This window comes from Chryseobacterium sp. DZ-32 (genome assembly GCF_059587025.1).
Window position 1 is genome coordinate 367,219 of the sequence record NZ_JCAIOM010000002.1, and the last position, 9,249, is coordinate 376,467.

Sequence of the window (9,249 nt, forward strand, 5' to 3'; positions counted from 1 at the left end):
TAAAAGAGCAAAAAAATAAAGGCCGAAGCCTTTATTTTTATTTTTTCTTAAATACATAAAGATTTTTGTTAGGGCCATCGATCTCTTTTCCTTCCATATCCAGTTGGATCAACATATTCTCACCCACTTTATATTTATATTGGGCTGTTTTCCCTTTTAAAGTAATCATGCTTCCTGTAGCATCCCATTCAAAAGAGCCTTTATCCTGATTTTTTGAATTCCTCTCAAGATATTCCTCCGTGATACTGAATGTTTTATCATCATTCAATGTTAAAGAAGTCTTTATTCCCGGGCAGTCTGCACAAGGAACTGTTGCTTCATAAGTACCTGCCCAGTCCAGAGCATTTTCAGAAGTGTCACCAGCTGCTGTAGGAGTTGCTTTAGTGATACTGTCCATAGCAGTAGGTTGTACAGCCGTTGTAGAATCTGTAGTAGCTGTTGTTTCAGTGGTTTCTTTTTTAGAACATGAAGCAAGGAATAGAACAGATACCATTCCCAACATGAGCATTTTACTTTTCATCATAATAATTAATTTAAGGATGTTTTTAACAATAAAGTTACTTCCAATCAACAAAAATTGAGCCAGAAGAACATTGGACAGCAGATTGAGCAATGGTGAATAGTCAATTCGCTTCGCTTGTCAATTTTTAATGAATTTACTTATTGTTTGATTATAACAATTCACCATTCACTTGCGAAGCAAGATTCACTATTGATGATCTCTATTTTCAAAAACGAACTCTTAGTAACTTTTCCACCCGTTTTATAAAGCCTGTTCATATTTTTCTTTGTAAATTGGGGCAAAATTTTGATTATGACAAAAAAGATACTTTTATCTGTATTTCTTTTGCCAGCTGCAATGGCATTTGCGCAACAATATGGAGGAATGTGGATTCCTACAGAGCTGAATGAAAAGGAAATGAAGGATTTAGGAATGAAGATTTCTGCAAAAGATATTTTCAATCCTCAGAAACCAAGCATTAAAGATGCGGTTGTACAGTTTAACGGCGGATGTACTGCAGAAATTATTTCGCCTAAAGGATTGCTTTTAACGAACCATCACTGTGGTTTTGGGCAAATTCAGGCACATTCTACCGTTCAGAATGATCTTCTTTCAAACGGATTCTGGGCAAAAAATACAGAAGGTGAACTTCCTAACCCGGGAGTAAAAGTAGATTTTATTGTAGATATAAAAGAAGTTACTGATCCTATTTTAGAAGGTACGGACAATCTTACAGAACCTGAACTTACTAAAAAGATCAACAACAATATTGAGGTGTATAAGAACTCTCAGAAAATTGAATCTTACCAGTCGATCATGGTAAAACCAATGTATTATGGAAACAAATACTATGCTTATACCATCGAAACGTATAAAGATATCCGTCTTGTAGGAGCTCCTCCGCAAAGCATCGGTAAATTCGGAAGCGATACAGACAACTGGGTTTGGCCGAGACACACCGGAGATTTCTCGATGTTCAGAATTTATGCAGACAAGAACAACAAACCTGCAGAATATTCAAAAGACAATGTACCATACGTTCCAAAGCACTATTTACCGGTTTCTATCAAAGATAAAAACGAGAACGATTTTACTTTTGTTTTCGGATTCCCGGGAAGAACTACAGAATACCTTCCTGCAATCGCTGTAGAGAAGATTATGAAAGATATTGACCCTGCAAGAATTGCGGTACGTGATGTGGCTCTGAAAACTTTGGACGAAAAAATGCGTGTTGACAATGAAACCCGTATCAAATATGCGTCAAAATATGCTTCAGTAGCCAACTACTGGAAAAAATGGATCGGTGAAGTAGAGGGATTGAAAAAATCCAATGCTGTAGAAAAGAAAGTAATGTATGAAGGTTCTTTGGTCGCTAAAAATCCTGAGATTAAAAATACTTTGGATCAGCTGAATAAACTGTACAACGATCAGGCTCCTTATGCATTAAACAATGCTTACTACACAGAAGTGATAAGAAATGCAGAGACTTTGAAGCTAGCTGGTGATTATTATGACTTCGTTGCGTCTGTAGAAGCAGGAAGAATGGACGAAAAGGAACTTTCAAAACTGAAAACGAAATTAACCTCTTTCTATAAAGACTACAGTGCAGAGCTTGATGCTAAAGTAACAGCAAAACTATTGGCTTTGTACGTTAACAAAACTGCACCTCAGTTTTTACCGGCAGGATTCAGCAAATATAAAGATGAGAATGCTAATATTCCTGTTGTAGAAGATATGTCTAAAAACTCTGTCATCACAGGAAGAACAGCTGTAAACGGAGGAACTTTAACTGCTGATATTGATAAAGCATTTTCTAATCAGGATAAACTGATCAGAACTTTAAAGAAAGACCCTATTTATCAATTATATGTTTCTATGAAAGAAACCTATATGAAAACTGCAGATCCGCAATACACTTCAATGCAGACAAAAATTGATGCTTTGCAGAAAAAATTCATGGCCCAGCAGATGCAGACGGATAAAGACAGAAAATTCTTCCCGGATGCCAACTCAACACTTCGTGTAACTTACGGTAAAGTAAAAGGTTCCACTCCTAGAGATGCCGTTTCTTACGGGTACCAGACTCACCTTGCAGGAGTAATAGAAAAATACGTTCCGGGAGATTACGAATTTGATGTTCCAAAGAAACTGATTGATCTTTACAACAAAAAAGATTTCGGAATCTATAAAGATAAAACAGGTGATGTTCCAGTAGGATTCACTGCTACCAACCACACAACCGGAGGAAACTCGGGAAGCCCGGCTTTGGATGCCAACGGAAACCTTGTTGGATTGAATTTCGACAGACAGTGGGAAGGAACAATGAGTGACATCAATTATGACCCGCGTTTCAGCAGAAACATCATGGTAGATACAAAATATATTCTTTTCATTATTGATAAGTTCGCAGACTCAAAGTGGATTGTTGATGAAATGAAGATTATAAAATAATTTTAAAAGTTATACCTTTAAGAATCTATTTGAATTTAATTTTGAATAGATTCTTTTTTATTTACAATAGGATGAAAGAAAGGATCATCAATGTTTTGGCAGCTTTTGAAACTGGGAATATCGGAAAATCATTTCCGCTGGACTATTGTCTGCCGCTTTATCACAGTGTTTCAGACAAAGAACTTCCTCATTTAAAACATGTGATCCGTTATAAGACGACTCAACAGTTTGAGAATGATCTGGATTATATCGCAAAGCATTTTCAGTTTGTAAACTGGCAGGAGTTCAAAGATTATATGGCCGGAAGTTTTAAACCTTCGAAAAAAATTGCCCTTTTAACTTTTGATGATGGTTTCAGAGAGTTTTACGATATTGTAGTTCCCATCCTGGAACGAAAAGGAATATATGCCTGTAATTTTATCAATCCGGCTTTCATAGATAATAAGGAGATGATGTTCAGGTGCAAAGCGAGCCTTGTTGCCGATGCTGCTGAAAAAATAAAAACCATAGATCCCGAAATTTATTTTATCCTGTCGTTGAAAAATATGGATAGAAGGGTTTTACAAAAGAAAATTTTATCCATAAATTATCAGGAAAAAGATATTCTGGATCAGCTTGGTGAAAAACTTGAGGTAGATTTTAAAGCCTATTCAAAACAGTACCAACCTTATTTAAGTACAGATCAATTAAAAGAACTTACCCGAAAAGGCTTCGGAATCTCTTCGCACAGCTGGGATCATCCCAAATATGGCGATCTGTCTTTGAAAGAACAAATGGCAACAACCAACAGAACTTTTGGCTATTTAAAAGAAAATGGTTTTTTGTACGAAAGTTTTGCATTCCCTTTTACCGATTTTGAAGTAAAGAAAGATTTTTTTGATGAACTTTATAAAAATGAAGAGATCTACTGCAGCTTTGGGTGTGCCGGTATAAAACTGGACAGTGTGAAGAGAAACTTTCAAAGAATTCCAATGGAAATGGGAGAGAGCGGAGCACAGATATTGAAAAAAGAAACAGCTTACTTCAGATTGAAAAGCCTGATGAATAAAAATACGATTGTGAGAAAATGATAACGCTGAAAACATTCAATAGAAAAGAACTGGAAGATTTTATATCCTCCGGAGCTTTCCGGCAGTATGATTTTCTTCCGGTTACCAGACACCGTGCGCTGTCTCATATTCAGAATCCAAAAGCAGCAGACGAAGATGCACTTCTTATTCTTGCTTTTTATGAAGATAAACTGATCGGTTATGTGGGATGTTTTCCGGATTGTTTTATCATTGATGGAAAAGAAATCCGCTATGCCTGGCTCAGTACCCTGTATGTAAACCCGGAATACAGAAAAAAAAGACCGGCGAAAGCATTGCTGAAAAAAGTTTTTGAACAATACGAAGGCCGGATTGCCATTACAGAATTTACCAAAGAAGCAGAAGCACTCTACAATATTATGGGTGTTTTTGAATATGTCTTTCCCAAAGAAGGCAAACGCTACTACTTCAGAACCGATGCCGCTAAAATGATTCCTGAAAAGAAACCGGGAACACAACCGTTGAAACCTCTTTTTCAAATTCTGGATGCCGCTGCCAATGGAGTGATCTCAATAAAGAACCTGGCCGCACCAAAACCAGATTTTAAATATGAAATTCTAGATCATATCGACAAAGAAAGTGCAGATTTTATGAACAGGTTTCCCGGGATGCGCAATGCAGACGAAATCAATTCTTTTATAGAAAATCCCTGGGTTTTGGAAGGCAAAAAAGATGAAAAATACCTGTTTTCAAGTTTTGCCGACAGCTTTAAATATTTCTGGATCAAAATTTTAAATAAAAATAACAAGATTACATCCTGTTTTCTGCTGCAGCTCCGTGATGGCTATCTTAAAATACCTTACCTTTTTACGGACGGTAATTTCGATGAGGTTATCCGGTTTTTACAGTATTTCATCGTGAGTCATAAAGTAAAAGGCTTTACTTCTTATCAAACCGTACTAAACAGGGAAATACAACAGTCAAAAGTATTTTCCCCTATCTATGAACGTGATTTTAAAAGGGAGTACCTGTTTCATAAAAATCTTTTGGAATTGCTTCCCGGTCATTTTAACCCAAACTATCAGGATGGTGACGGAGATTGCATGATGACGTAATAGAATGATGAATGATGAATGATGAATGATGAAGGATGAGCTACACGTGATCAATTATCATTCATTACTTATAAAAAAACAAACCGCCCGATAGAATGATCAGGCGGTTTGTTTTTTAATGTCCAAAAATATCTTTCAGACTTACTTCTTTAAATATCCCCATTTTGTTGACAGCTTCCATATCAAGATTCTCTTTTTTGCCGATAATAGCGGTGTTAAAATGTATTGATTTGACTTCTGTCTGATAAAAATGCTTGATATCCTCAAATGCCAAGTGCTGGATCTGTTCATAAATATCTTTTCTGAAATCATGATAGATATTTAATTTCTGCAGTCTTAAGGTATTGAAGAATATATTGTTTCGGGTAACCCTTGTTGAAGCAATCTGTTTCAAAGCTGCATTTCTGGCATTCTCAAACTGAATAGGGACTTCCGGAAGCTCGTTCATCAGTTCATTCAGGGTATCCACCGCGATCATCAGCTTGTCAGGCTGGGTTCCGATATAAGTCGTTACATAATCAGGATGGTTCAACTCAGAATTTGCCGCGTAAGATACATAGGCAGAGTAGGCAAGGCTTTTACTTTCCCGCATCTCCTGGAAAACAATGGAAGATAATCCTCTTCCGAAATATTCATTGAAAACATTGATCTTTCCAAAATGAAGCGGGTTCACTTCGTTTCCTTTACCAATCTTGCTCATTTCCATCTGAACCATATCATAGTTGATGAAATACACGTTTCCTCCCGTTGCCGGTTCCGGATACAGTTTGGCTTCCGGTATCTGAAGGGTTTCAGGTTCTATGTACCCACCGATGTATTTTGTAAAGGTTTCAAAATTTTTACCATAGAAAAATACCTGGTAAGGATATTGGAAAAGCTTTTTCATTCTGTCTGTAAAAACTTCAGCACTGCTGTTTTCAAGCTCTTCCTTAGAAATAACATCCGTAAAACGTGAGTTGCTGCCCAGCTTTGTATAATTGTTCAGGGCTGTTATAATACGGTTTTTATCTTTCTTCATGGCCTGGCGGTTTTCCAGTACTGTTCCCACAAACTGATTATAGATTTCCTGATCAGGCTGCACATCACGCATCCAATGCTGCAGAAGGGCAATTCCTTTTTCTATATTTTCTTCCAGTCCGCTCAGCGAGATGGTCAGCTGATTGTTCGTTGTTTTAAAATCATTGCTGATTCCGATTTTGAAAAATTCCTTTTTTAAATCCTCCGGCGAAAGGGTATCAGTTCCCAAATACTGAAGAAGCTGAGTTGAAACCCCTAAATCTCTGTCATGATCACTTCCAAAAGAGAAAATGAAATGTACCTGAGCAATATCGTTGTATTTATTCTTTACGAAACTTAATTTCTTTCCGTTAAGCTGATCTGTAACGATTTCTTTTTGATAATCAATAAATTCAGGCTTGATATCCTCAGTTTTATCCGCTAAAATCTCTTTCAGAAACTCTGACTGCGTATCACGGTTGATCTTAACAGGAGTGATACCTGGATTCTCAACTCTGATCAGTTTGTCGTTTACCCCTTTTTCTTTATTCACAACCACATAGTTTTCCTTGAAAAACTCATTGGCAAAATTCACTACGTCATCTTTGGTGAAAGAGGCATACTCATCCATTTCATTCAGTTCCTCTTCCCAGGTTCTTCCTTTTATATAAGAATCGTAAAGATTGGTGGCAAGGCCTTCGGCGGTTTCAAGACCTTTCATTCTCTGAAGTTTGAAATCATTGATGATGGCTGGCAGCATCCAGTCCGGAAAATCTCCTTTCTTGATCAGCTCAATTTCATCCAATACCATATTCTTTGCTTCCTCCAGAGTCCGTGTTTCCTTAGGAACCGCAACAATGGAGAAATATCCATACTGTCTTAGTCCTACAGAAAAGGCTTGAGCCCAAAGCATCTTCTGCGTCTGGTTAATGTGTAAATCCAATAATCCGGCTTCTCCTCTGTTGCTGAGAATATTGGCAACTATATCAGCCAGCATTGCTTCTCTTGTTCCATAGCTATCTGTTCTCCATGCAAGCTGAGTACGTGGAGTAGTAGGGCTTTTTACTGTTCTGGCTACAACTTCTGTAATAGGCTGTTCAGTAATGGGTGTTTTTGCAGGAAGCTCTTTATAAGGTAAAGTCCCAAAATACTGATCAATTAATTGGATCGTTTCATCGAAATCAAGATCCCCAACCAATACCATAGCATAATTATTGGGAACATAATATTCATCAAAATACTTGTGAATAGCCTTCATCGATGGATTTTTCAGGTGTTCCGGTTTTCCCAGCGTGGTTTGCTGCCCGTTGGGATGAGTCGGGAAAAGAGCATCCATAAGTTCATAACTCACAAGTCTTGTGTCATTGTCCTGCGCCCTGTTGAACTCCTCATACACCGATTCCAGCTCAGTATGGAAAAGGCGAAGTACAATTTCAGAGAACCTTTCCTTCTCTATTTTCAGCCATTTTTCAAGTTCGTTATTCGGAATATTGTTTTTGTAAACCGTTTCATCAAACCAGGTATGCGCATTGGTACCACTGGCTCCCAGAGAAGAAATCGCTTTATCATATTCATTGGCAATGGCATATTGGCTGGCTTCCTGGGAAACTTCATCGATCTTCTTGTAGATTTCCCTTTTCTTTTCAGGATTCTGTTCCGCTTTATGTTCTTCATATAAAGCCGAGATCTGATCAAGAAGTTCTTTTTCCTTTTCCCAGTTCTGAGTTCCGATTTTTGAAGTCCCTTTAAACATCATATGCTCAAGATAATGAGCCAGCCCCGTATTATCAGCCGGGTCATTATTACTTCCTGTTCTTACCGGAATGAAGGTCTGTATTCTCGGAGCATCAAAATTCTGAGCAAGAAAAACCTTTAATCCATTGTTCAAAGTATAGATTCTGACGTTATTTTCGTCATGGGCTACCGTAATATATTCGTATTGGTTTTTATCTGTATGTACCGTTTCCTTATATTTTCTGTCTGTCATATAAAACTCATTTCATTCCTTAGAAACCGGAATGGACTACAAATGTAAGGATTCAAAAAAAATGTTGATCCTTTTTTATCATTATTACATCTATTACTGCGGTTGAAAAAGTGAATTATAAGCAAGAATCAGCTATGCAGAAGAGAAGAAGCTTTTTAATTCCTCATCCCAAACCCTCAAACTTTTTCACTCTCCAACTTTCCAACGCTCCAACTCTCCAACTCTCGAACTTTATTAGGAGCTATTTCCTGCTATCCATTCATACTCCTCGCGCCCGCGCATTCCAGCGCTCTCACCCTGAGCGAAGCCGAAGGCCCCCACACCTAAAACCCACCCACCCTCTAACCCAAGCTGCGGGGTAACCATTTCTATCAGGGCTAGGGTAGGAGTCGTTAATGATAATAAATGATAAATGATGAATGATGAATGATGAGGTTCGGGTTATTGAGTTGCGAGTTTCGGGTTTTTAGGTAGAAAAGGAACATTGGTGTTGAATTTTCATATTGTAGATTTCTATGGAAACAGGTTATTGAGTATCAATCGCTATTCCCATTGTATCATTCCGCAGGAATCCCAACTTCTTTACAAGAACGCTTGTAAGTTGGCAGGATAATATCTAAGGTCTTTTAGCAGTTAGTATTAGCCATGTCATGCTGAGCTGAGTCGAAGCATTATAATTAATTACGGGTACAGGAGTTAAATCTTATTACTCTATATTTATATATTAAATATACTCTTCAGTCTTCGTCGAGGAAAGTCAGCTCTCTAGTCTAGTCTCTCTATTATATAATATATACTTTATTTGATCATAGCCACCCCAACCCCCGCATCCCGCACCCCGAATCCTCCTCTCTCCCCCTCAAACGCTCAAACTCTCCCACACTCCCACGCTCTCACCCCGATCTTCCAAACAAATGTTTAAAATTTTTCTCCCTGCCTTCCAGTCCTTTAGGAATAAATATCACTGTAATGTAAAATTTATGTTAAATAAACTTGTTTTGCGTTGTAGGAAGTTACTATCTTTGCCCCACTGAAAACGAGAGTAGAACAGTAGCGCAGAAGAGCCTTTAGATGGGCAGAAACGATATTACTTCAAAAAAGAGACGGACGAAAAAAACTTTAAATTTTTTTGTAAAAAAAGTTGCCAGTTTAAAAAGAGTTTGTATCTTT

5 protein-coding genes are annotated in these 9,249 nt (G+C 37.6%); 3 read left to right on the plus strand and 2 right to left on the minus strand.

The features are described from left to right. Positions 1-37: 37 nt before the first annotated feature. The gene (locus AC59HC_RS03740; RefSeq protein WP_496558024.1) at positions 38-523 is read right to left on the minus strand and encodes a copper resistance protein NlpE; all 486 of its coding nucleotides are present in this window, start codon (positions 521-523) and stop codon (positions 38-40) included. A gap of 291 nt (positions 524-814) precedes the next feature. Between AC59HC_RS03740 and AC59HC_RS03745 the strand changes: the two genes are divergently transcribed. From AC59HC_RS03745 to AC59HC_RS03755, 3 genes are all read left to right on the plus strand, one after another. Continuing rightward, a complete protein-coding gene (locus AC59HC_RS03745) occupies positions 815-2,953 on the plus strand; it encodes a S46 family peptidase (RefSeq protein ID WP_496558025.1) in 2,139 nt (712 codons plus the stop codon). A 71-nt stretch (positions 2,954-3,024) separates the two neighbouring features. Continuing rightward, the gene (locus tag AC59HC_RS03750) at positions 3,025-4,023 is read left to right on the plus strand and encodes a polysaccharide deacetylase family protein (protein WP_496558026.1); all 999 of its coding nucleotides are present in this window, start codon (positions 3,025-3,027) and stop codon (positions 4,021-4,023) included. Beyond that, entirely contained in the window at positions 4,020-5,096 is a 1,077-nt protein-coding gene (locus AC59HC_RS03755; RefSeq protein WP_496558027.1) for a GNAT family N-acetyltransferase, read from the plus strand. The genes AC59HC_RS03750 and AC59HC_RS03755 overlap by 4 nt, the downstream gene beginning before the upstream one ends. 115 nt (positions 5,097-5,211) lie before the next feature. Here AC59HC_RS03755 and AC59HC_RS03760 read toward each other — a convergent pair whose 3' ends face one another. Then, positions 5,212-8,079, minus strand: coding sequence for a M16 family metallopeptidase (locus AC59HC_RS03760; protein ID WP_496558028.1), 2,868 nt, complete (start codon positions 8,077-8,079; stop codon positions 5,212-5,214). Positions 8,080-9,249 lie beyond the last annotated feature (1,170 nt).